This is a genomic window from Streptomyces sp. NPDC087845 (assembly GCF_044742755.1).
Lineage (GTDB): Bacteria > Actinomycetota > Actinomycetes > Streptomycetales > Streptomycetaceae > Streptomyces.
The window spans coordinates 339,499-360,085 of the sequence record NZ_JBIUVC010000001.1 but is presented as its reverse complement, the minus strand read 5'-3'; the positions used below and the strand labels follow the sequence as shown (position 1 = coordinate 360,085).

Annotated in this window: 21 protein-coding genes and 1 pseudogene; 8 read left to right on the top strand and 14 right to left on the bottom strand. The window is 71.3% G+C overall.

Translation table 11 applies throughout. The annotated features are described in order from the left end of the window. Positions 1-27: 27 nt before the first annotated feature. Complete coding sequence (locus ACIOMQ_RS01605; protein WP_362206877.1) at positions 28-1,173, top strand: cystathionine gamma-synthase; 1,146 nt, start codon at positions 28-30, stop codon at positions 1,171-1,173. Between the two features lie 308 nt (positions 1,174-1,481). Here the strand turns inward: ACIOMQ_RS01605 and ACIOMQ_RS01600 are convergent, their stop codons facing one another. The 6 genes from ACIOMQ_RS01600 to ACIOMQ_RS01575 form a co-directional block, all read right to left on the bottom strand. Next, entirely contained in the window at positions 1,482-2,618 is a 1,137-nt protein-coding gene (locus ACIOMQ_RS01600) for an FAD-dependent oxidoreductase (protein WP_402187548.1), read from the bottom strand. A 259-nt stretch (positions 2,619-2,877) separates the two neighbouring features. After that, positions 2,878-3,159, bottom strand: a complete 282-nt coding sequence (locus ACIOMQ_RS01595) for a hypothetical protein (protein ID WP_401261484.1) — start codon at positions 3,157-3,159, stop codon at positions 2,878-2,880. Continuing rightward, on the bottom strand, positions 3,152-3,343 hold the full coding sequence (locus ACIOMQ_RS01590; protein ID WP_401261483.1) for a DUF1059 domain-containing protein: 192 nt from the start codon (positions 3,341-3,343) through the stop codon (positions 3,152-3,154). Before ACIOMQ_RS01590 ends, ACIOMQ_RS01595 begins: the two co-directional genes overlap by 8 nt. Positions 3,344-3,414: 71 nt before the next feature. Next, the gene (locus ACIOMQ_RS01585; RefSeq protein ID WP_362206943.1) at positions 3,415-3,627 is read right to left on the bottom strand and encodes a hypothetical protein; all 213 of its coding nucleotides are present in this window, start codon (positions 3,625-3,627) and stop codon (positions 3,415-3,417) included. Positions 3,628-3,674: 47 nt separating this feature from the next. Beyond that, positions 3,675-4,169, bottom strand: a complete 495-nt coding sequence (locus ACIOMQ_RS01580) for a sigma factor-like helix-turn-helix DNA-binding protein (protein ID WP_362206944.1) — start codon at positions 4,167-4,169, stop codon at positions 3,675-3,677. Positions 4,170-4,256: 87 nt separating this feature from the next. Further along, complete coding sequence (locus ACIOMQ_RS01575) at positions 4,257-4,787, bottom strand: MarR family transcriptional regulator (protein ID WP_362206881.1); 531 nt, start codon at positions 4,785-4,787, stop codon at positions 4,257-4,259. Positions 4,788-4,943: 156 nt separating this feature from the next. Here ACIOMQ_RS01575 and ilvA point away from each other — a divergent pair, with 156 nt between their 5' ends. After that, positions 4,944-6,173: a threonine ammonia-lyase gene (gene ilvA / locus ACIOMQ_RS01570; RefSeq protein WP_362206882.1), complete on the top strand. Its 1,230-nt coding sequence runs from the start codon at positions 4,944-4,946 to the stop codon at positions 6,171-6,173. Between the two features lie 69 nt (positions 6,174-6,242). On the opposite strand, the gene greA is transcribed toward ilvA, so the two are convergent. Further along, positions 6,243-6,740, bottom strand: a complete 498-nt coding sequence (greA, locus tag ACIOMQ_RS01565; RefSeq protein WP_362206883.1) for a transcription elongation factor GreA — start codon at positions 6,738-6,740, stop codon at positions 6,243-6,245. 183 nt (positions 6,741-6,923) lie between these two features. Continuing rightward, entirely contained in the window at positions 6,924-7,340 is a 417-nt protein-coding gene (locus tag ACIOMQ_RS01560; RefSeq protein WP_402187546.1) for a DUF4307 domain-containing protein, read from the bottom strand. A gap of 154 nt (positions 7,341-7,494) precedes the next feature. On the opposite strand from ACIOMQ_RS01560, the gene mca reads away from it, so the two are divergent. Both mca and ACIOMQ_RS01550 read left to right on the top strand, forming a co-directional pair. Beyond that, on the top strand, positions 7,495-8,376 hold the full coding sequence (mca, locus tag ACIOMQ_RS01555) for a mycothiol conjugate amidase Mca (RefSeq protein ID WP_402187544.1): 882 nt from the start codon (positions 7,495-7,497) through the stop codon (positions 8,374-8,376). 1 nt (position 8,377) lies between these two features. Continuing rightward, complete coding sequence (locus tag ACIOMQ_RS01550; RefSeq protein WP_362206886.1) at positions 8,378-8,611, top strand: hypothetical protein; 234 nt, start codon at positions 8,378-8,380, stop codon at positions 8,609-8,611. A gap of 91 nt (positions 8,612-8,702) precedes the next feature. Here ACIOMQ_RS01550 and ACIOMQ_RS01545 read toward each other — a convergent pair whose 3' ends face one another. After that, positions 8,703-11,948, bottom strand: coding sequence for a tetratricopeptide repeat protein (locus ACIOMQ_RS01545; RefSeq protein ID WP_402187542.1), 3,246 nt, complete (start codon positions 11,946-11,948; stop codon positions 8,703-8,705). Between the two features lie 394 nt (positions 11,949-12,342). Between ACIOMQ_RS01545 and ACIOMQ_RS01540 the strand changes: the two genes are divergently transcribed. From ACIOMQ_RS01540 to ACIOMQ_RS01525, 4 genes and pseudogenes are all read left to right on the top strand, one after another. Further along, on the top strand, positions 12,343-12,840 hold the full coding sequence (locus ACIOMQ_RS01540) for a SigE family RNA polymerase sigma factor (RefSeq protein ID WP_362206888.1): 498 nt from the start codon (positions 12,343-12,345) through the stop codon (positions 12,838-12,840). Then, the gene (locus ACIOMQ_RS01535; protein ID WP_362206889.1) at positions 12,833-13,198 is read left to right on the top strand and encodes a hypothetical protein; all 366 of its coding nucleotides are present in this window, start codon (positions 12,833-12,835) and stop codon (positions 13,196-13,198) included. Before ACIOMQ_RS01540 ends, ACIOMQ_RS01535 begins: the two co-directional genes overlap by 8 nt. A 112-nt stretch (positions 13,199-13,310) precedes the next feature. Continuing rightward, positions 13,311-14,558, top strand: coding sequence for a mannosyltransferase family protein (locus tag ACIOMQ_RS01530; protein ID WP_402187540.1), 1,248 nt, complete (start codon positions 13,311-13,313; stop codon positions 14,556-14,558). A gap of 107 nt (positions 14,559-14,665) precedes the next feature. Continuing rightward, a pseudogene (locus ACIOMQ_RS01525) lies at positions 14,666-14,824 on the top strand (DUF255 domain-containing protein); the annotation flags it as partial. Between the two features lie 349 nt (positions 14,825-15,173). On the opposite strand, the gene ACIOMQ_RS01520 reads toward ACIOMQ_RS01525, so the two are convergent. The 5 genes from ACIOMQ_RS01520 to ACIOMQ_RS01500 are packed head-to-tail and all read right to left on the bottom strand — an operon-like array spanning position 15,174 to position 20,384. Then, positions 15,174-15,923 carry a type I-E CRISPR-associated protein Cas6/Cse3/CasE gene (locus ACIOMQ_RS01520; RefSeq protein ID WP_401759113.1) on the bottom strand — a complete coding sequence of 250 codons (750 nt, stop codon included), beginning with the start codon at positions 15,921-15,923 and terminating at the stop codon, positions 15,174-15,176. Beyond that, positions 15,920-16,810, bottom strand: coding sequence for a type I-E CRISPR-associated protein Cas5/CasD (cas5e, locus tag ACIOMQ_RS01515; RefSeq protein ID WP_401985496.1), 891 nt, complete (start codon positions 16,808-16,810; stop codon positions 15,920-15,922). The genes ACIOMQ_RS01520 and cas5e overlap by 4 nt, the downstream gene beginning before the upstream one ends. Next, on the bottom strand, positions 16,807-18,171 hold the full coding sequence (locus ACIOMQ_RS01510; RefSeq protein WP_401759107.1) for a type I-E CRISPR-associated protein Cas7/Cse4/CasC: 1,365 nt from the start codon (positions 18,169-18,171) through the stop codon (positions 16,807-16,809). Before ACIOMQ_RS01510 ends, cas5e begins: the two co-directional genes overlap by 4 nt. 55 nt (positions 18,172-18,226) lie before the next feature. Then, positions 18,227-18,787: a type I-E CRISPR-associated protein Cse2/CasB gene (gene casB / locus ACIOMQ_RS01505; protein ID WP_401759104.1), complete on the bottom strand. Its 561-nt coding sequence runs from the start codon at positions 18,785-18,787 to the stop codon at positions 18,227-18,229. Continuing rightward, positions 18,780-20,384: a type I-E CRISPR-associated protein Cse1/CasA gene (locus ACIOMQ_RS01500; RefSeq protein ID WP_401759101.1), complete on the bottom strand. Its 1,605-nt coding sequence runs from the start codon at positions 20,382-20,384 to the stop codon at positions 18,780-18,782. Before ACIOMQ_RS01500 ends, casB begins: the two co-directional genes overlap by 8 nt. Positions 20,385-20,587 lie beyond the last annotated feature (203 nt).

Sequence of the window (20,587 nt, the reverse complement as noted above, 5' to 3'; positions counted from 1 at the left end):
CCTCGTGACGAACTACGCTCGGGCCCCATGAGCGACCAGCACAGCTTCGAGACTCTCGCGATCCACGCGGGAAACACCGCCGATCCCCTCACCGGCGCCGTTGTTCCGCCCATCTACCAGGTGTCCACGTACAAGCAGGACGGCGTGGGCGGACTGCGCGGCGGCTACGAGTACAGCCGCAGCGCCAACCCGACCCGTACCGCCCTGGAGGACAACCTCGCGGCCCTGGAGGGCGGCCGCCGCGGCCTCGCCTTCGCGTCCGGCCTGGCCGCCGAGGACTGCCTGCTCCGCACCCTGCTCACCCCGGGCGACCACGTGGTCATCCCGAACGACGCCTACGGCGGCACGTTCCGGCTGTTCGCGAAGGTCGTCTCGCGGTGGGGCGTGGAGTTCTCCGTCGCCGACACCTCGGACGTGGCGGCGGTGCGGGCGGCGCTCACCCCGCGCACCAAGGCGATCTGGGTGGAGACCCCGTCCAACCCGCTGCTCGGCATCACCGACATCGCCGCGATCGCCGGTGTGGCCCGTGCGGCGGGTGCGCGTCTGGTCGTCGACAACACCTTCGCCAGCCCCTACCTCCAGCAGCCGCTCGCCCTGGGGGCCGATGTGGTGGTGCACTCCACCACGAAGTACATGGGCGGCCACTCGGACGTCGTCGGCGGCGCACTGATCGTCAACGACCCGGAACTGGCCGATGAGTTGGCGTACCACCAGAACGCGATGGGCGCGGTCGCCGGACCGTTCGACGCCTGGCTGGTGCTGCGCGGCATCAAGACCCTCGCGGTCCGCATGGACCGGCACAGCGAGAACGCCACCAAGATCGTCGATCTGCTGACCCGGCACCCCAAGGTCACCCAGGTCCTCTACCCGGGGCTGCCCGAGCACCCGGGTCACGAGGTCGCCGCCAAGCAGATGAAGGCCTTCGGCGGAATGGTGTCCTTCCGGGTCGTGGGCGGCGAGGAGGCGGCCGTCCACGTCTGCAACCGGGCGAAGCTGTTCACCCTCGGTGAGTCGCTGGGCGGCGTCGAATCCCTCGTGGAGCACCCGGGCCGCATGACGCACGCCTCGGCGGCCGGCTCCCCCCTGGAGGTGCCGGCCGACCTCGTCCGGATCTCCGTCGGCATCGAGTCCGCCGACGACCTGATGGCCGATCTGACGCAGGCCCTCGGCTGAGACCGGTGCGCGGTCGGGCTCGGTGAAGGCGGGCGGGCCCGGTCACCGAAGCCCGCCCGCCGGCCCGCTCGGCCGCGCCCGGGGCGGTCGGCACCGTCAGGTGCCGGCCTTCTCCGGCCTTGGTGCGGGTGGACTCTCCTGTTCAACTGTCGCCAGTTCTCGTGGAGTACAGCCTGCTGGGGACCGTGTGTGGTCGACGGCGGCGAATCGGCTCCAGGTTTTCTCCGGTCTCGGTTGCCGGCGAACCGAGACCGCGCTTCGTCTTGGCCGGTTCGTCGGTGCCCGAGGCCCACACGACGGCGAATGTCTTATCGGGCCTGCTCGTGTCGGGTGAACGCGGTGATCAGGTCGTGGGCCGTGTTGTCGTCGGAGTCGGTTCCGTGGGCCTCGGCACCTTCGAAAGTGGCAGCCTCGGCGCTGCGGGGGAACATGGCCTGCTCGTACTCGGTGAGCGCGGCCTCGATGTCGTCGGGGTGCGCAGCGACGGCCTTGCCGAGTTCGGCGCCGTCGAGCATGGACAGGTTGGCGCCTTCGCCGTTCGGGGCCGCGAGGTGGGCGGCGTCGCCGACCAGAGTCACCCCTGGCACCCGGTCCCACCGGTGCCCGGTCGGCAGAGCGTAGAGGGGGCGCAGGACCGGCGCGATGTCGCCGTCTGTGATCAGCGCGGTGAGCTCCGGTGCCCAGCCGTCGAACTCCTGTGCGATCCGCGCGGTGGCCATGGCGGCATCGGTGAAATCGATGGCGGCGAACCAGTCCCGCGGCTCGGACAGCCCCACGTAGGCGTGCAGGGTGTCGTCCCTTTCCCGGTGGGCGAAGATCTCCCTGCCCGGCGTGGGCGCGATCATCGACCCGCCGCCGACCACTTTCGCGGCGGCGGGGTGCCGGGTGCCGGCGTCGAACAGGTAGGTCTCGACGACCGACTTGCCGACGTACTCGGGTGTGGCGGTGGAGAGCAGCGGCCGGACCCGTGACCACGCGCCGTCCGCGCCGACCAGCAGGCTCGTGACGACGGTGCCGCCACCTGCGAACGTCACCTCGTGGCGGCCCCCGCCGAGGGCGCGGGTGCTGCTGACCTTGCGCCCCCAGCGGACGGTGTCGGCGGGCAGTGAGTCGAGCAGGACCTGTCGCAGCTCGCCGCGTTGCACCTCGGGGCGTCCTCCCGTGCCGTCGTCGGCTTTGTCGAACAGGACGGTCCCGTCCGGGTCGAGGACCCGCATTGCCTGGCGGCCCTCCAGGATGAGGCCACGGAACTCGTCCATCAAGTCGGCTGCCTTGAGAGCGAGTTGCCCGTTGCAGTCGTGGATGTCGAGCATCCCGCCCTGCGAACGCGCAGCCGGGGAGGGCTCCGCCTCGTAGACCGTGGCCGGTATTCCGTGGACGTGCAGGACGCGGGCGAGCGTGAGGCCGCCGAGCCCGGCGCCGATGATCGTGACGTCAGTGGTCATGGGGCTTTCTTCCTGATCACGGACCGCTGGGCGGACACCCGGCAGGTGACACCCGGAGCGCCGTTCCATTGAGTCGGGACGGTGCGATGCTGGTGGCCGGTGCCGTTGATGGCCGACGCCAACCAGCTCCAATGTCCCGGCAGCCACCGACAGCTCACCGACAGGTCACCGTCCACCGCCGACAACCGGCCGACACCGACACCGACACCGGCCCCGGCCCCGGTACGAACATCGGTACAGCCGCTGGAGCCGAGAATGATCATGAGGTCCAGCTGCGGATCTCCGTGTTCGGGTGGGGCTGGGCCCGGAGGCGTTCGCGGAGGTCGATCCCCTCGGGGGTGAGCGAGTCTTCTGGCCGGCGGATGCGGACGGTCTGGGGCCGCAGAAGCAGGCCGCCGTCCGCCGCGGCTTCCTCGGCTTCGGTGAGCGCCCGGTGGAGCGAGGCGACCGAGGGGTGCGTGCCCGCGTTCTTCCCGGTCTCGATGACCAGCTGCAACGCGCCGGATTCCTCGGCGTCGAGGGCTGTTCCGGTGTTACCCAAGGCCGTTCTCGTCGTCCAGCGACGCCCGGATCTGTTCACGCAGCTCCGGGCTGTCGGTGTGTTCATGGACGGAGACCGCGTGCTCCGCCGCGGCCCGTACGACTTCCTCTTCCTCGCCCGAGATGGTGAGCGAGCAGTCCGTGACGCTCGGATACTTGCGGCAGTCGGCGACTTTCCTGGTCATCGCAGCCTCCTCGGCCGGTTCCCGCGGCGCCCCGTTCCAGGATAGTTCGACCGTTCGCCCCGCACCGGAGCTCACCAGCCGTCCAGCGGCGGCGTCGTCTCGGCGGGCGGCACCTGCCAGGGCTGCGCCGCCACCGCCCACACCGTGAACGCGACCACCGCGGCGAACGCCGCCAGCAGCATCAGCCGGCGGGCCAGACGCCGCCGGTGCAGCCGTCGGCCGCCGCGCTCGGCCGCCCGCTGTGCCAGATCGGCGGGCACCTGCGGATGGGGACCGTCCAGCATGCGCCGGACCTCGTCCTCCCGGCTGCCGCTCCCTCCGCCGCCGCGGCTCACGGGGCGACCTCCAGCGGTCGTTGCAGCCCCCATCGCGCCGTGGGCCTGCGGGTGCCGCGCATCGTGGCCACCGAACGGTTGCAGATCGCCCGGACCCGCTCCACCGGAAGCCCCAGCAGCGCCGCGGCCTGCTCCTCCGCGACGCCCTCGTACAGTCGCAGCACGAGCACCAGGCGCTCCTGCGGGGTGAGCCGGTCCAGCGGCCCGCCGCGCGGCCGGCGGTGGCGCCAGACCTCATGGGCGAAGCGGACGGCCAGCTCCCGCCGGGTGCGGTCGTACGGGTCCTCGCCGCGCAGCCGCTCCCACCGCGCGTACGTGCGGGCCAGCGCGGCCGTGAGCATCCGCTGGGCCCGGGGGTTGGCCCCGGGCGGCCGCAGGGGCTCGGCGGTGAGCAGTGTGGCTGTGTGCAGCAGTCGGCCGGCCGCGCCCGCCACGAAGGTCTCGAACTCCTGGGCGCGGCGCCGCTCCCGGCCCGCCTGGCGCTCTCGCACAGTCCTCATCCGAGCCGTTGCGGGGGCTCCTGGTCAAGAGGTGTGCACCGGGACCCGCGCCGCACCGCCGGGCGCCGCCGCCTCCCGCTATCCGGCCGGGGGTGCCTGGTGCGCGGTCTGCCGGGCGGCCAGTGCCGTGTTGAACCGGGTGAGCAGCGTGCAGAACGTCTCGCGCTCCTCGGCCGTCCAGTCGTCCGTCACCTGCGTCATGAGTTCGCGCCGGGAGGCGCGGACCTCGTCCAGCCGTGCCTGGCCGCGCGGCGACAGCTGGAGCACGACGGCCCGGCCGTCCTCCGGGTGCGAGGTGCGCTTGACCAGGCCGGTGTCGACGAGCGGCGCGACCTGCCGGGTCACGGTCGAGGAGTCGATCCCCATGCCCGCGGCCAGTGCCTTGACGCCCATCGGGCCTTCCCGATCCAGCCGGTTGAGCAGCAGATAGGCGGCACGGTCCATGGAATTGCGCACCTGGCCGACACCGCCGAGGCGGGTCTGCTCGGCACGGCGGGCGAATACCGCGACCTGGTGCTGGAGCGCATCGAGGACGTGGTCGGAACCCGTGGATTCGGGGGTGGCGCCCCCGGAAGGAGACGCAGCTGTCGTCATGTCCTGAGGGGGCATGGCCGGGGGCTCTCTTCGTGCGGTGTCGGATGGGTGGGGGACAGAGTACGCGGCCACGGGGCAACGCGTACCAGCGCTGCACAAACCTGTGGACAACGGGGCGGGACGGGGCCGTACCGGACGTCCGGGGCCCCGCCGAGCTGCAAGACTTACCGTATGAACTTCCGCACGCCCGGTCCTTTTCCTCCGCTGATCCTCGATGACGTCCTCGGGGCGCAGAAGATGCTCTCCGGCGTGGCCAGGGTGACCGCCATGGAAGGCAGCCGCCATCTGACGGAGCTCGTGGGCGCTCCGGTCCACCTCAAGTGCGAGAACCTGCAGCGGACCGGTTCGTTCAAACTGCGCGGCGCGTACGTACGGATTGCCGGGCTGTCCCCGGTGGAGCGGGCGGCCGGGGTCGTCGCCGCGAGCGCCGGAAACCATGCGCAGGGTGTCGCACTCGCGTCCGAGCTGCTCGGCGTACGGTCGACGGTCTTCATGCCGGTCGGGGCGCCGCTGCCGAAGGTGGCCGCCACCCGCCAGTACGGGGCGCAGGTGCGGCTGCACGGCCATGTCGTCGACGAGACGCTCGCCGCCGCCCAGCAATACGCGCAGGAGACCGGTGCGGTCTTCATCCACCCCTTCGACCACCCGGACATCATCGCGGGGCAGGGCACGGTGGGCCTGGAGATACTCGAACAGTGCCCCGAGGTGCGCACCATCGTCGTCGGGATGGGCGGTGGCGGGCTCGCCGCCGGCATCGCGGTGGCGGTCAAGGCGCTGCGGCCCGATGTGCGGATCGTCGGCGTGCAGGCGGCGGGCGCGGCCTGCTATCCGCCGTCGCTGGCCGCCGGGCATCCGGTGTCGATCGGCTCACCGACCACCATGGCGGACGGCATCAAGGTGGGGCGTCCCGGCGATGTGCCGTTCGACCTGGTGCGGGATCTGGTCGACGAGGTCCGCACGGTCTCCGAGGACGAGCTGTCCAGTGCGCTGCTGCTCTGCCTGGAGCGGGCGAAGCTCGTGGTGGAGCCGGCCGGCGCGAGCCCGGTCGCGGCGCTGCTGAGCGATCCGGAGTCGTTCCGCGGGCCGGTGGTCGCGCTGCTGTCGGGCGGCAACGTGGACCCGTTGCTGATGCAGCGCGTCCTGACCCACGGCATGGTGGCGGCCGGCCGGTATCTGAGCCTGCGGCTGCGGCTGACCGACCGCCCCGGCGCGCTGGCCACGCTGCTGGCCGCGCTCTCGGTGGTCGACGCCAATGTGCTCGACATCGGCCATGTGCGGACCGACCCCCGGCTCGGACTCACCGAGGTCGAGGTGGAACTGCAACTGGAGACGAAGGGGCCGGAGCACTGCGAGGAGGTCTCGGCGGCGCTGCGCGACGCGGGGTACCTCGTGATGGGCTGACGCCCGTGCACCGGTGCGAGATGCCTCGGACCCGGCGGACCGGAGGCACCTCGCACGGGTGGTGCGGGATCAGCCCGTGTAGGGCTTCGCCGTGAGGATCCTCACGGTCGCCGTCCTGCCGTTCGGCAGCTCGTACTCGGCGTCGTCGCCCATGCGCTTGCCGTTCACACCGGTGCCGAGCGGCGACTGCGGGGAGTACGTCTCGATGTCCGAGCTCGCGTACTCGCGCGAGGCGAGCAGGAAGGTCATCGTGTCGTCCGGGTCGCCGTCGAAGGCGATCGTCACGACCATGCCGGGCTCGACCACGCCGTCGTCGGCGGGTGCCTCGCCGACCTTCGCGTGCTCCAGGAGCTGGGTGAGCTGGCGCACCCGCAGCTCCATCTTGCCCTGCTCCTCCTTGGCCGCGTGGTACCCGCCATTCTCCCGGAGGTCACCCTCCTCACGGGCCGCCGCGATCTTTACGGAGATTTCCGTGCGCGCGGGACCAGACAGGTACTCCAGCTCGGCCTTGAGCTGGTTGTACGCCTCCTGCGTGAGCCAGGTGACGTTTTCGCTGGTCTGGGTCACAGGGTGCTCCTCGTCGGTACTGGGAATACAAAGCATCGCCCTACCCGTAAGCATGTGCCTTCGCGGGTGGGCGAAACCACGAGCCTAACAATTCCCCAGGAAAAGGGGGAGAAGGTAAACCGTCGGAACCGCGTATGGGCAGGTCAGCGCCTGCAACGGTGGTTCAGTTCCGGCGTGCGGCGGTCAACGCGCCGCCCCGCCGTCCTCGGTGCAGCCCAGCAGCTCGACGCTGGTCGCCCTGGACGTCGTGCGCAGCGACAGGACACGGTCGATGCGGTCCGTGCGGTCGTCGAAGCGGAAGTCCTTGCGGGCCACGTCGCTGCCGTCCTCCTGCTGTGCGCGCAGGGTGCAGTAGCCCTCGGCGTCCTTGTCCTTGCGCACTTCGAGGTGGACGTCGACCCGCTCGTCCGAGACGACCTTGCGCTTGATCACCTCGGCGCTGATGGTCTGGCCGGTGACGTAGTCGTAGCCGATCCAGCCGACCACGCCGAGAAGCACGGCGCCCAGCACCGAGCCGATGATCTTGAGGCGGCGGTCCGCGTGCTGGTCCGCGGAGCGTCCGTAGCGGTTCTCCGGAAGCACTTCGCGCACCGCAGTCATGATCGTTCCTCCCGGACCGGGGATCGAGGAATTTTCCACCCCCCGGTTCGGTCACTATAGAAGCCTGCCGCCCGCCACCCGACCGCCACCCCACACCGACGCCCCTTCGGGGCGACACCTCTCCACGGCGTCCAGAATCAATGAGGATCGAGTCTTGACTGAGCAGCTGCGACTGATGGCCGTTCACGCCCACCCCGACGACGAGTCGAGCAAGGGCGCGGCCACGATGGCCAAGTATGTGTCCGAGGGGGTGGACGTGCTGGTCGTGACCTGCACGGGGGGCGAGCGCGGCTCCATCCTCAACCCGAAGCTCCAGGGCGACGCGTACATCGAGGAGAACATCCACGAGGTGCGCAAGAAGGAGATGGACGAGGCCCGGGAGATCCTGGGCGTCGGGCAGGAGTGGCTCGGCTTCGTCGACTCGGGGCTGCCCGAGGGCGACCCGCTGCCGCCGCTGCCCGAGGGCTGCTTCGCGCTGGAGGACGAGGAGAAGGCCGCCGGCCGCCTCGTCCGCAGCATCCGCGCGTTCCGGCCGCAGGTCGTCACGACGTACGACGAGAACGGCGGCTACCCGCACCCCGACCACATCATGACCCACAAGATCTCGATGATCGCCTTCGACGGTGCGGCGGACACCGAGCTGTTCCCCGAGTCGGAGTCCGGCCCGGCCTGGCAGCCGCAGAAGCTCTACTACAACCAGGGCTTCAACCGGCCGCGCACGGTGGCGCTCCACGAGGCCCTGCTGGCCCGCGGCCTGGAGTCCCCGTACGGCGAGTGGCTGGCGCGCTGGAAGGAGTTCGAGCGTGACGAACGCACGCTGACCACGCACGTTCCGTGCGCGGACTTCTTCGAGATCCGCGACAGGGCGCTGATCGCGCACGCGACGCAGATCGATCCCGACGGCGGCTGGTTCCGGGTTCCGATGGACCTCCAGAAGGAGGTCTGGCCGACCGAGGAGTACGAGCTGGCGAAGTCTCTCGTCGATACCTCCCTCCCCGAGAGCGACCTCTTCGCGGGCATCCGCGACAATGCCTGATATGTACGCGACCCAGGCACTGACTCATCTCGTCCCTCTCGCCAAGGAGATCGACGACAACAAGGTGACCCCCGGCATCCTCGGCTTCATCGTCTTCGCGGCGCTCGCCGGCGGCGTATGGCTGCTGATGAAGTCAATGAACCGGCACATGGGCAAGGTCGACTTCGTGGAGGCGCCGGACCCGGCGGCGGCTGCCGACGCCCCCGTCGGGGCGGGGTCCGCGAAGCGGAAGTAGGCGCGGGGCGGGGCGGTACCCGGAAGTCCGGTGGCCGCACCGTTCGTGTTCGGTCCCGGCCGGAGAACCCCGGCCGGGACCGAACACGGCCTCAGCCGCCGGACGGGCCGGCCGTGGGCGGGACCGCCACGCCCATGACCTCCCGGGCCTGGCGTGTCGGCGTCATGCCCAGGCGCCACGCCTGCCAGCCGTCCTCCAGGTCCACTCCGCGGTTCAGCACCACCGCGAACGCCTCCGCGCACTCCTCCAGCTTGCTGTCGCGCGCCGGACGGCCGGCCAGAAGCAGGTCGGACAGCTCCTGCTGGGCCACCACCGTGCCCACCTCGCTGCCGCCCGGGGACGCGTACGGCAGCAGTGTGCAGCGCAGGAAGCGGGCCCAGTCCGCGCCCCGCGTGTCGCCGTAGGAGTCGAACAGCTCCGCCGCCTCGCCGCACAGCTCCAGGGCCTGCGTGGCGCGGTTGTTGCCCGCGTCGATCAGGGCCAGCTCCAGGCACGTCCATGCCTCGCCGTGGGCGACCCCGATGCGCCGGAAGTCGGCCCGTGCGTCGACCAGGAGCTGGCGGGCGAAGCCGGAGTTGCGGAGGTTCCCGGTCTGCGCGGCCCGCTGGTCGCGGGTGACCCGGCCCGAGTGGTGGCGGGCGCACGCCAGCCCGTACACGTCCCGCATCCGGGAGAACATCGAGCGGGCCCGCTCCAGCTGCCGCACCGCCCGGTCGGTGTCGCCGCTCTCCTCCAGGGCCTGGCCCAGGTAGTACAGCGTCCACGCCTCGCCGCGCGCGTCCTCGTTGTCGCGGTGCCGGGCCAGGGCCCCGTTCAGCTGCTCGACGGCCGGGGCCGCGTCGCCGTCCAGCAGCCGGGCGCGGGCCAGCTGGGTCAGCGCCCATGCCTCACCGCGCTCGTCGCGGGTACGGCCGTACAGATCCAGGGCCGTGCGCAGCGCCTCCTCCGCGCGTTCCACCTCGCCCGTCCGCAGCAGGGTCTGGCCCAGCTGGAACTGCGTCCACGCCTCGCCGTGCAGCGACTCGCCCTCCCGGTGCAGGGCCAGCGCGGTGTCCAGGAGGGTCAGCGCCAGGGCCGGCCGGGCCCGGTCGCGTTCGACGGCGGCCAGGGCGTGCAGCGACCACGCCCGGTCCTCCGCCTGCTCCTCGGAGGACTGGAGCTCGATCGCCTCGCGCAGCCGTTCCGCCGCCTCGGTCAGATTGCCCTGGTGGTGCAGGGTGATGCCGAGGGAGCAGAGCGCCAGCGCCGCACCCGCCTCGTTCTGCGCCTCGCGGTAGAGCCCGACGACCGACGACAGCGTGGTGCGGGCCTTGTCCAGCTCGCCGAGCTGACGGGCCGCGATGCCGGTGCGCCACTGCACGGACCGCTCCAGCAGCCCCTTGTCCACGGCCTGCGTGAGCTCGCTGATCTCGCCCAGCCGGTAGAGATCGCCGCGCAGCAGGCAGTAGTCGCACAGCGCGCCCAGCAGATCCAGTACGGCCCCCTGGTCGACGCCCTCCGCGTACCGGAGCGCCGAGGTGATGAAACTCGACTCGTCGTCCAGCCAGCGCAGCGCCGAGTCCAGCGAACTGAACCCGTGCGAGCCGAACTGCCCGGCCCGGGTGGACATCTTGCCGTCCACCATGCGGATCACCGCACCGGCCAGCTCCGCGTAGTTCTTGATCAGCCGCTCCTGGGCCGCGGTGCGGTCGGCCGCCGCCTCCTCATCCCGCAGCCGGTCCAGGGCGAAGCCCCGTACGAGTTCGTGCAGCCGGTAGCGCGAGCCGCGTACGTGGTCCAGGAGCCCGGCCCCGGCCAGGGCCGTCAGCAGCCGCCCGGCCTCCTGCTCGTCGGCGGAGAGCAGCGCGGCCGCCGCCGCGGCGCCCAGGCTGGCCCGCCCGGCCAGCGCGAGCCGGCGCAGCAGCCGTCGCGCCTGCTCGGACTGGTCGGTGTAGCGCAGCCACAGCGCCCGCTCGACCGGTGCGGCCCGGCCGCCGTGTGCGGCGAGATCGGTGGCGAGCGCGCCGCGGGTGCGCGCGCCGAGCGAGGAGCCCGCTATCCGCAGCGCCAGCGGCAGCCCGCCGCACAGCTCGACGACGGTGTCCGTCGACCGGGCGTCGTACGGCCCCTCCTCCGCCTCCCCGGCCGCCTCGCGCAGCAGCTCCTCCGCGCCCGCCGCGTCCAGCGCGCCGACCGGCAGGTGGTGGACCCGGGCCGGGATGTCGGCGGGCAGCTCCAGGGGCTCGCGGGCGGTGACCAGGACGAGGCTGTCGGAGCGCTCCGGGAGCAGGGTGCGGACCTGGGCGGCGTCGCCCGCGTCGTCGAGGACGATCGTCACGGGGGTGCCGGTCAGATGCTGGTGGTACAGCTCGCTCAGCCGCCCCACCTGCTGCTCGGCGGAGGCCCGCTCACGGAAGAGCAGCTGCTCGCGGGGCGCGCCCAGCCGGTTCAGCAGATGCAGCAGCGCGTCCCGGGTCGGCAGCGGTGCCTCGCCGGGCACGTCGCCGCGCAGGTCCACCACGCACGCGCCCCGGAACTGATCCTTCAGGCTGCGTGCCGCCCGCACCGCGAGCGTGGTGCGTCCCGCGCCGGGCGCGCCGTGCAGGACGACGACCGTCGGCTTGGTCTCCGTCGACGCGCGGGCCTCGCGCACCCACTGCGCGATCTGCGCCAGCTCGGCCCGCCGCCCGGCGAACGGCCCGTCGGCGGCGGGCAGCTGGCCGAACGACTGATCGAGGACCGCGCGCATGCGGGCCGCGGCGCTGCGGTCCCCGCCCCGCAGCTGCGGGGCGGTGCGCGACTGCGCGGGGACCTTCTTCGCCGGTGTGCGCGACAAGGCGGTGAGCATCCGCTGCTGGTCGAGGAACGGGCGGATGCCCCGTACCTCCAGCGCCGCCAGCCACTGCAGCCGCAGCTGTTCGGTGCCGCCGGGCTGCCCGAGCGCGCCCGCGCGCCGGTGCGCGGCGGGCCAGTGCGACGCGGTGGCCTTGGCGACGGTCGCCGCGGCCCCCGCGACCGCGACGACGGCGCCCGCGCCGAGGGCCGACCCCGCCGCCGTACCGAACGCGATGTCCGCGCCGAAGGCGGTGACCGCGGTGACCCCGGTGACCAGCAGGGGCGTCCCCAGGGCCGCCCGGCTGAACCGCTGCGACAGAGGCTGCTGCCCGGCCTGCGCCGAGTCCAGCGCCTGGAGATACGCGGCGTACTCGTCGGCCGCGCCGGCCGCCAGGGAGTCGAGCGCGGCCCGCCCGCGCGCTGTCAGCGCGTCGGCGTCGGCCCGCCCGCCCGAGCGCCGCACCTCTTCCTCGACGGCGCGTACCAACAGCCGTTCGGCTTCCGCCCGATGGCTGTCCCGCATGTGTGTCCCCCTCCGGATACGACGATGGTTCCTGCCCCGGCAGCGCCGCCCAGTGTCCTGCGTGCGGCACGTCGGTGCGAGGGGGCGAGGCGGCCGACCGCGCCTGAGAGAGGATGTGGGTGTGCCGTCCCGCCCGGACCGTGAGACTTCCCCGTCCCTGCCCCGGCATGCCGGGGTGCCGGCAATCCGGCGGCCGGCGGGTCCGGCGGCCCGGCCGGCCGAGGGCTTTCGGGCTGCCGGGCCGGGCGGCCGAGGTGCGGCCCGGCAGCGGTGGGCGCCGGTCCGGGCAGCTCGTGTGACGACCGTCACGCCGGTTTCTTCGGGTCCGGTGTAGTCCGGACACGGGGCGCCGGGCGTATGCCCGGTGAGACCGAGGAGATCCAGGAGCTGTTTGTTGACCGTCGAGGAGTTTGAAGAGTTCTATGCGCAGACGGTCGCCCGGCTGACGGGGCAGTTGTTCGTGATGCTCGGTGACCAGCACGAGGCGCAGGACGTGGTGCAGGAAGCTTTCGTCAAGGGCTGGAGCCGACGGCGACAGCTCGACCTCGACGGGCAGCCCGAGGCGTGGATCCGTACGGTCGCCTGGCGTCTGGCGGTGACCCGGTGGCGCGGCCGGCGGCGTACGGCGGACGCCTGGCGGCGCAGCGGCGTCCCACCCCATGCGGAGGCGCCCGGCCCGGAGTCGGTGGCCCTGGTGGAAGCGCTGCGGGAGCTGCCGTCCAAGCAGCGCCGCACGCTGGCCCTGCATTACGTATGCGATCTGACGGTCGAGCAGATCGCCGCGGAGACCGGTCTGGCGGCCAGCACCGTCAAGACCCATCTGGCCCGGGGCCGCGCCACGCTCTCGCACCGCCTGCAGGATCCGCGTACCGAGGAGGGGCCCTGTGTCTGAACCCAACGACCCGCTGCGGTCCCTGTTCAAGGAGGCCGCGGCCACCGGCCAGTCCCGCGCCCGTTCCGCGCCGCCCTCGTACATCACCGAGCGCGGGGAGCGCGTGCGCCGGCGCCGGGTCGTCGCGCTGGCGGTCGGAGCGTGCCTGGTCCTGTCCGGCACGGGCGCGGCCATGGCCACGCTCCTGCCCGACAACCCGGGCACCACCGTCCCGGCCACCACGCCCACCACCCCGAAGCCCTCTCCCCGGCTCTCCCCGTCGCGCACCGGTGCGCCGACGACGGACGCCCCCACTCCCGGCCGGAGCGCCTCAAGTACACCGACCGCCCCCACCGGGAGCACCAGCACGCCCCCCTGACGACCCGCCTCCCGCGCCCCGGGCAGTGCCGGCCGGGGCCGTTCGCCCCATGTCCCGGCAGCGCAGCCCGGGTCCGTTCGGCACGCGCACGTTCGATCCAGGAGATTTCGTTGTGAGCCTTTCGACCCCTCGGCGGCCGCGTGAGTGCCCGCCCGGCCGGACCGGGACCGCTTCCGAGCCGTCCGGCGACACCCCGTCGGCGAGCCCGGTGTTCCTCGTCCGGCTCCTGCACCGGCTGAAGCCCGCCGACCGCGAGGTGCTGTGGCTGTACCTGCTGACCCGGCTGGGCATCTGGACCACCGCCTACTGCACCCGCTGGCTGTTCCTCGACGACCGCCAGACCCGCGACCCCGCCTCGTTCTTCGCGCCGTGGCAGCGGTGGGACTGGTGGCACTACCTGCACATAGCCCAGGACGGCTACTTCCCGGACGGGACCGGCCCCTGGATATCCGGCTGGGACAACAGGGAAGCCTTCTTCCCCGGCTTCCCCTACCTGCTGCGGGCCGTCCACGCCGTCGTCCCGAGCTGGCCCGCGGCCGGTGCGCTGATCTCCTTCGTCGCCGGAGGCGTCGCCGTGCTGGCCCTGGCCCGGATCGCCCGGCTGCACCTGCCGCAGGAGAACGCGGGGCAGCGCGCCGCCCTCTTCTTCCTGCTTTCCCCGTGTGCCGTCTTCCTGGCCGCCGGCTACACCGAAGCGCTCTTCCTCGCCCTGGCGCTGCCGGCCTGGCTGGCCGCCCAGCGCCTCAACTGGCCGCTCGCGGCCGCCCTGACCTGCCTGGCCACCACCGTCCGGGTCAGCGGTCTCTTCCTCGCCGCGGCCCTGGCGGTGCACTTCGTGGCCACCGCCCGCACCGCCGCCCACTGGCGCCGTCTTCCCTGGCTGGCGCTGCCCGCCCTCCCGCCGCTTCTCCAGAGCTGGTACCTGCACGCACACACCGGTGACTGGATGGCGTGGAAGCACGCGGAGGAACGCGGCTGGTACCGCGAATTCCACGCCCCCTGGGAAGCCTGGCGGAACACCTGGCACGCGGCCTTCGGACACTCCCAGAGCACCGGGTACGCCCTGATGTCCCAGGCCGAACTCCTCACCATGCTGATCGGCGTCGGCCTGCTGGCCCTGCTGGTGTGGCGGCGGCGCTGGCCGGAAGCCGTGTACATCGCCCTGACGCTGTGGGCCCTGGGCACGTCCTACTGGTACACCTCCGTCCCCCGCGCCACCCTCCTGTGGTGGCCGCTGTGGACCGGTCTCGCCGCCTGGAGCCTGCGGTGCCGCCACGTCAAGACCGCCTATCTCGCCGTCGCGGCACCGCTGATGACCGTCGTCGCCGTCACCTTCCTCTCCGGACGGTGGGCCGGCTGACCCGCGGCCCCCTCCCCGCACGCCCGTGAGCCCCGTGAGCGGGGCCCTTTCGCGTGCCGTCCCGTGGCGCATGGGCACGGCCCCGCCGAGTGCGCAAGGATTGGGGCATGTCCAACCGACTCGCGCACGCCACGTCTCCGTACCTCATTCAGCACGCGGACAACCCCGTTGACTGGTGGCCGTGGGAGACCGCCGCCTTCGAGGAGGCGCGCCGGCGTGACGTGCCTGTGTTCCTGAGCGTGGGGTACAGCTCCTGCCACTGGTGCCAGTAGATGCGCACAACCAGGTAGTCCCGACCTGGATACTTAACATGCCATGCTGATCAGGATGCAAAGCGATACTGGACGGTTGGAGAGATGGGTACTTGGGTGCCGACCAGCTTTCGGCCTCTCCCGAATGGGCTCCTGAGCACCACGTCCAGATCCGCTCGTGCATGGAGAACTCTCCCGCTGGCGCCGAGTACTAGAGGCGGCGTCCGCGGCAGTGAGGTTGATGGCCGGGACGACCCGTGTGGTCCCCACAGGTGTGCGGGGACGATCCTGCGGAGCACGACCCCCGCGTCCGTCGCTGGCCGCCACGCCCGGGAGATCCGCCTCGGCCAGCGGTCGAGAAGGTTCAGCGTACGAGGATCAGTCCGCAGCTGTACGCACGCGCGTGGCCGATGCCCTGAGTGAGGGCCGCGACGAATGTCCTTGGGTCGGTGACCGTCAGGGTGCCCTTGATCTCTGCGCGGGCGATGCGCAGTCCCTTGTGTGGTGCCGGGCTGGAGACGCGCGGGAGCATGCGCACGGTGATCCGGTCGGTGTCGGTGTCCGCACCGAGGCGAATGAGACCGTCCGGGGCGATCGCGGGTTCGCCGGGCGGTTGGAGGCGGCGCGCGAACCACCCCTTCACGTGTTCGGGGCGTGTGTGGGGAACACGGGTACCTCGGGTCTTCGGCGGAGAGCCTGGTGGGGGTGGAACGCTGCGGACCGGATTGACGACTGTGCGGAAGGCGACCTGGTCACCGACGCGGAAGGTGCGGTCGATGGTGAGGGGCTCCGGTTTTTCGGCCAGGGCCGCGTGGGGGATACCGCTCCAGTCCGCGGGAAGTGACGACTGGACCACCAGGTTGAGCCGCGCCTGACGGAGGTCGACGGTCCAGGTCGACAGGATGCCCATCTGTGCACGCGGGTCCGGGCTGCCGTCGTCCACCCAACCGGGGAAGCCACTCATGACGGTCCGGTGCATGTCCTGGGCGTCGATGAGTGATTTACCAGCGAACGGATGCCGGGAATCCAGGGTCAGCAGGGTCTGCGCGGCGACGAACCTGGCGGCCCCACTCGCGCCTGACGGCGTACTCGACGCAGCGGCAGTCGTGTTCACAGGATGATGTCCCATCCACGGGCGTGTGCGGCGATGGTGATGCGATGGCGGGTCTCCCAGCGGACGCTGTGCGTGCCCCCGTCCGCTCCGAAGTGCACGGGCTGGTCGGACAGGGGGCCGACACTGGGCAGCGGTCTCGGACTCTCGATCCAGGCCCATGGGCGTGCGCGCGTCACGGCAGCCGGCGGCTCACTTTCGGGGCCGACGGCGTCGGGGAGCAGGGCGTGTGTTTCGAACGCTGACCGGAGAGGGCCGGGGACGATGCCGAGGGCGATGTCCCCCGAAGGCGGACAGGCCTTGCGACCGAGCCATAGCAGCCGCTTCGGGTGTTCCAGAGCATGGGCCACATGTTCCAGGAGGGTTGTGTCCGGGTGTTCCAGACCGACGAGAAAAGCGGCGTCGGCGAGGTACCAGCGCTCTGTGATCAGGCTATGGCGGCGAACCTCTCCGGAGACGAGGGCTCCTGATGCCCGGTCGGCGGTGACGTACTTCGGCGAGCCGTACCAGGCTTCCAGTTCTTCCCGGCCGAATGGACCGGCTTCCGAGGCCGGTGGGACCGACAACCGGTCCGTCGTTGCTTTGGCGGCTCGCTGGTGGTCGGTGATGAGGTCGCGCGGGCGCAGCGGATACGTTCCCCCGCCGACCGTGTGGTAGTCGCGAAGCGGCCTGCCGGGCCGGTCGGCCCGCACCCCGAAGAGCACCTCGGCCAGATCCCCGAGGGGTTCATCCCGGGGCAGCCCGAGAGCCGCGGCGCACAGGCCGATCACGCCCGACTTCGTGGGACGGCTGTGGGTGTCGCGACGGGCGAACCTGCCGTTGACGCCCCAGGACTGCAGAGGTCCGGCCAGACGGACGAGCAGGACGTGCGTGTCGCTCTCTCTGCTCACGGCGTGAGGTCCTCGGCTCGTTCCACCACGGACAGTGACTCCGGCAGTCCGAGCTCGCTCAGGAGCAGGTCGATCTCGGGGTCGTACGTGAGCACCCTTGCGGTACGTAGATCGTCGCGTCGGCGGCTGACGAAGGTGTGGTGGCGCAGCAGCCTGCGTACGGCGGCGGGGCCCGCCGGCCCTTCTCCGCCGGTCGACGAGGGCCCCTCGTCGACCGCCTTCTGGAAGGCGGATGCGTAGTTGTAGGGGCGTTCCCCTTCGAAGGCGAGGACGAGCGCCGGGAGCGATCCGGTGGACGCGGTGGAGTTCTTCTTCGCCTCCGGAAATGCCTCCACGAAGGAGTTCACGAACTCCTTCTCAGCCTCGGACGCGGCCTGTTTGGCCTCGACTTCATCCATTCCGGCCGCTCGTAGATTGGTGCGGAGCTGTATACGGTCGAGAACCGCGTGCCGGTAGAAGGTGCCGGAGATCAAGGACTGGTACCCGGTCATGCCGGCGCCCGCGTCGTCGGCGGCGTCGAGGAAGTCGAGAGCATTGCGTTTGCGATCAAGCTTCGCGTCATCGGCGGCCGCGTAGAAGTCCTCGATCTGCTCCGACTCGTGCACGGTGAAGGCGTGCCCTGTCTGGACGGCGCCGTCGACGTTCGGTGAGTCGGGAAGCTCGGCGAGGAAGCGGCCGTAAAGAGCGATGTCGACGGCGTCGCGAGGAGCGAGCGCCAGCAGAACGGCATCGCGTGTGGCCTTGGGCAGCGGGGGAAGGGCGACGGCAGCGGCGGTTTCCTCCGGGGCCTCCGCTGTGGCTCCCTCCGCCTCCGGTGGTGTCGCGGCCTTCTTCTTCGCTCCGCGACGGGCCTTCTTCGCCGCCTCGGCGTTCGCCTGAGCTTCGAGATATGTGCCGCGCCACTCCTCGACCTCCGCCGCCCGACCGGCGATGTGATGCGCGATCTTCGCCCCGGCGTCGGACGGGGCGAAGATGAGCACCCTGGTCAGATTGGCAACGGTCTTTTTGTTCGGGTCGCCGAATTTGAGACCGCTCCCCTCCAGCACCGCTCGGGCCGTGGCCAGAGCCCTGTCCGCGTCCCAGCCGTGCGCGGACTCGAGTTCGCGTCCGGCCAGGAGTGCCCACTCCCGGGTACGGACGCCCATGCTCCGCCCCTTGAGCGCCCCCCGGCCGGCGTTGGCCCGGTTACGCGCGTGGACCCGCTCGGCACGCCTGCGCGCCTGGCTCGTGATCATGTGGCGTTCCACGCCGCCGAAGACCAGGGTTTTGGGCTGCCCGTTCTCGTCGCGTACCGGAAGGACCGCGGCCAGCGTCTCGATGAGATGCAAGGAGAGGAACTGGCTGCGAGGTGACTCGGTCACGGGGTGGTGTCCTTCCGCGTAGTCGGTCGAATCATTGGTGGAGCCGTCGGTGGCGTCATCGGTTCGTCCGGTGCGTCCCGGTCGCGCCCGGCGGAGTGTGGAACTCGACCGACCACTGATAGGCGACGCGCGCTTTGCGGTCATGCCATTGGATGAGGTCCTCGGTCAGGCCGGTCCAGGACGGTGGGGGCTGTTCGCAGGACCGGAGCCGGGTGACCGTGTGCTGGAGGTGGCGCCAGGGGATGCGCCGACTGGCGACGACACGGTCCAGAAGCCGCTGGGCACCCGGATTGTCCGGCCCGCGCCCGGTCCCGTCCCCGATCCTGCGGGCCGCGGCGCCGAGGCTGCCGTGGCCGTACGAGGGTGTGGGGCGCCCCTGATGGTAGATCGCGAACAGGAATGCCATCTGCTCGAAAAGGTCGCGGTGGTCGTCGCCCCCGAACCAGCCCGCGCGGATATGCGCATTGGTGCGGACCCGGGCCCTGCGGAGTTCGGCGAGAGTTCCGTACTCGCGGTTGCGGACGAGGGCGGTGAGCCAAGCGGTGAGTGCCGTGCTGTCGTGCGGGAACCCAGGCTGCTGTGCCCCCACCCCGGCCGGCGGACTCTGCTCAGTCAAGTGCGGTCTCCCCTCGGAGTTCGGCAGGGGCCCGATCACCGGACATGGCCTCTTCGAAGAGCTGTACGCCCCGGGCCCGCGCGCGGTGATTGCGGTCGCTGGGCGGCAGGGCGTCCAAGCGCTGGAGCAAGTGGGTGCGAGCCGTCTTCATCAACTCCAGTGCATAGGCGACCAATGGCGCGGACACCGGATCGTCGTCCTCAATCCCTCGGTCGATCACCTCGTCCAGCAATTCGTGGAAGGGGTTCTCGGCCGCGGGCCAGAAGGCGTAGCGGGCGTCGAGCCGTGCTACCTGTCCGGCCTCGTCCGCGGCCCGCACGGCCGGGAACGCGGTCTCTGCGGCCACGATCGCCGCGTGCTTCAGGGTCCGCGCTATGTGTTCGGCGATGTCCGAGCCCCTGCGGGACGCCCGGTAGAGGTGCGCGGCCATGCCAGGGGCATAGGGGTAGGCACCGTGTGTCCAGATGACGGGAAGCGTCTTGTTGGCCAGGAGACCGACAGCCCAGAGCTGGTAGGGGGCGCCCGGCGTCGTCCGCTTGTACGGGAGAATGGACCGCAGCCGCGCGTACAACCCGGTCCGGTCATCCTTGACGGCGCTGTAGAGGGCGTGGGCCTGTTGCCAGAGGGCCCTGCTGGGGGAGGGCCACAGCGGCTTCGACATGCCGTTCGTCGTCTTGCCGTATACGGCGTCCTGAAGGTGACGTGTCGGGTCGAGAGCCAGTACCTCGCCGGCTCCGATCAGGACCCGGTCGACCGTGATCTGCCCGTGCGGCCCGTGCGCCGGACGCAGCAGCACGGAACGCCCCAGGGAGCTGTGCAGGTCCGCAGAGCTTCGCGGCATCCGGGGCTTCGCCTTCTCCTTGAAGGTGCGCCGCTCGAAGCCGGCCGTGGTCCAAGAGGTGTTGAGCGGCTTCCCGGGGCCGTCGGGCGGATAGAGGTTCAGGCGCAGGGTCTCGCCGAGTGTCTGTCCCAGGGCGACGACCCGGATCCGTCCCGTCAGACGACCCGCCGCGAGATTGGTGACCTTGGCGCCGAGCCGCCTTCCGGACATACGTGCCCGCCCGTAAGGGCCGTAGACGTGCTGGGTGAGAGTGGCGCGAAACGCGTCCGCAGCCGGGAGCGGATTATCGAGTTCGAGGTGATGGTGGTCGAAATGCTGGTTGTAATCGCCGGCATGCTCGATGACCAGCTGGGCTGTTCCGGTGCCGCTCTCGCGAAGGTCCGCCGCTAGTTCGGAGTTCTGCGCCAGCGGCTGCGTGGGGTGGAACAGGTCCCAGGAGTCTGCAGGTTGATCCGCCAGCCATGTGGCAGCCGGCGCGAGGCTTCTCTGGTCAAGAATCCAGGCGCGCCATTCCTTGTCGGAGGACGGGCAGGTGCTGGATGCGAAGCAGATCGCCAGTAGGTGCTCGATGACGGCGACGGTCTCGCCCGGTGAGGCGCAGTCGAGGGTGGCCAGGTCATCGGCTTGGGCGAAGAGCCCGCACAGGGAGTGGTGAGCGGTCGCGCCAGCGATGGTGACGGTGGGGATGCAGGGCTTGAAGCGAGGATCCCAACTGGGGTGCTGCCCGGCGGGATTCAGCGGTCGAGCTTCGGGCAATTCATGTCACCACCTTTTGCCTGGCTGTTGATCCAGTCTGGAGCAACAGCCAGGAAACTATCAGGCGATGGTCGCAGCAAGGACGTGTTTCCTTTTCTCGCCATGCTTTGGGTAAGCCGTGGAGAGGGACACCCCCGTCCACGCGGGGAAAGGCCCGACCAGAGCCCTTCAAACTCCCGACGGGCCACCTCCCGCTGCCGGCG

Bases quoted from the DNA above. Each gene is read 5' to 3' on its own strand.
- ACIOMQ_RS01600 (WP_402187548.1), bottom strand. From the start codon at position 2,618: ATGACCACTGACGTCACGATCATCGGCGCCGGGCTCGGCGGCCTCACG.
- ACIOMQ_RS01545 (WP_402187542.1), bottom strand. From the start codon at position 11,948: ATGCGGGACAGCCATCGGGCGGAAGCCGAACGGCTGTTGGTACGCGCC.
- ACIOMQ_RS01575 (WP_362206881.1), bottom strand. From the start codon at position 4,787: ATGCCCCCTCAGGACATGACGACAGCTGCGTCTCCTTCCGGGGGCGCC.
- ACIOMQ_RS01550 (WP_362206886.1), top strand. From the start codon at position 8,378: ATGTACGCGACCCAGGCACTGACTCATCTCGTCCCTCTCGCCAAGGAG.
- ilvA (WP_362206882.1), top strand. From the start codon at position 4,944: ATGAACTTCCGCACGCCCGGTCCTTTTCCTCCGCTGATCCTCGATGAC.
- ACIOMQ_RS01585 (WP_362206943.1), bottom strand. From the start codon at position 3,627: ATGCTGGACGGTCCCCATCCGCAGGTGCCCGCCGATCTGGCACAGCGG.
- ACIOMQ_RS01560 (WP_402187546.1), bottom strand. From the start codon at position 7,340: ATGACTGCGGTGCGCGAAGTGCTTCCGGAGAACCGCTACGGACGCTCC.
- ACIOMQ_RS01605 (WP_362206877.1), top strand. From the start codon at position 28: ATGAGCGACCAGCACAGCTTCGAGACTCTCGCGATCCACGCGGGAAAC.
- ACIOMQ_RS01590 (WP_401261483.1), bottom strand. From the start codon at position 3,343: ATGACCAGGAAAGTCGCCGACTGCCGCAAGTATCCGAGCGTCACGGAC.